Source organism: Falsihalocynthiibacter sp. BN13B15, assembly GCF_041205415.1.
Classification (GTDB): Bacteria; Pseudomonadota; Alphaproteobacteria; order Rhodobacterales; family Rhodobacteraceae; genus Falsihalocynthiibacter; species Falsihalocynthiibacter arcticus.
In genome coordinates this window covers 1-1,529 of record NZ_JBGFCE010000048.1, presented here as the reverse complement: position 1 = coordinate 1,529, position 1,529 = coordinate 1, and the positions used below count along the sequence as shown (strand labels likewise).

Here is a 1,529-nt window from a genome sequence, read left to right as displayed (position 1 = left end):
GGGGCGCAAGAGGCCACTTATACGCTCACGGATGAGGACGAAGGCCATGTGCTGACGGTTCTCGTTTACTTTAATGACGGCGGGGGGTTCCACGAGGCAGTGACCAGTGTTGCGGTCCAAGTTGCGGGCTTTACTGGCCTTGACATGCTGGGCACAACGGCGGGCGATACCCTCATAGGTACCGCAGAAAATGATCGTCTGCGCGGTCTGGAGGGCAACGATATTTTGGTTGGCGGCACCGGCACGGACATCCTGATGGGGGGCGACGACAACGACTTACTCTATGGTCAAGACGGCAACGACACCCTCGAAGGTGGCCATGGCCATGATGGCCTGCGCGGCGGTGACGGGGCAGATGTCCTCAACGGCGGCACAGGCATCGACCGTGCTGAATATATCTCGCAAGTGCGCGCAGATATTGGCTATAGCAGCAGCAACACGGGCGAAGCGGCGGGCGACAGCTACATCTCGATCGAGAACCTGCTGGGCTCCAACTTCGCGGACTATTTGGCAGGAAATGGAGTGGCCAACACCCTCTGGGGCGACAATGGCAACGACGTTTTGGTCGGACGTGGCGGCAATGATGCGCTGTACGGTGGCAACAATAACGACACGCTCTACGGCGGCGAAGGCAATGACAGTCTCCACGGTGGCGCGGGGGCGGATATCCTGCGCGGCGGGGATGGAACCGATCGGGCCGAGTATTCCCATACATCGGTGGGCGTGCGCGCGGATCTTGGGTATAGCAGCAGCAACACGGGCGAAGCGGCGGGCGACAGCTACTTCTTGGTCGAGAACCTGCTGGGGTCCTCACATGCGGACATTCTGGCGGGAGATAGCGGCGCCAACACCCTTTGGGGCGGCAGCGGCGATGATGTTCTGGTCGGGCGCGACGGCAACGACAGGCTCTATGGCGGCAACGGCAACGACAAACTGTATGGCGGTGATGATAACGACGTTCTAAACGGTGGCGCGGGCGCGGATATCCTGCATGGCGGGGCTGGTTACGACAGCGCCGAATATAACACGCAAGTGCGCGCGGACCTTGGCTATACCGGCACCAACACAGGCGAAGCGACGGGCGACAGCTACGTCTCGGTCGAGAACCTGCTGGGCTCCGCACAGGCGGATTTTCTGGGCGGGAACGAAGGCGCCAACGGGCTTTGGGGGCAAAACGGTAACGATGTCCTGTCCGGACGCGGTGGCAACGACAGGCTCGACGGCGGCAACGGCAACGACAGGCTGTACGGCGGCGACGGAGGCGATGTTCTAAACGGTGGCGCGGGCGCGGATATCCTGCATGGCGGGGACGGCTACGACAGCGCCGAATATAACACGCAAGTGCGCGCGGACCTTGGCTATACCGGCACCAACACAGGCGAAGCGACGGGCGATAGCTACGTCTCGATCGAGAACCTGCTGGGCTCCGCACAGGCGGATTTTCTGGGCGGGAACGAAGGCGCCAACGGGCTTTGGGGGCAAAACGGTAACGATGTCCTGTCCGGACGCGGTGGCAACGACAGGCTCGA

At 62.0% G+C, this 1,529-nt stretch carries 1 protein-coding gene; it reads left to right on the top strand.

The features are described from left to right. Positions 1-1,529: calcium-binding protein (locus AB9F26_RS22040; protein WP_369769102.1), on the top strand; the 1,529-nt coding region annotated here is incomplete at both ends.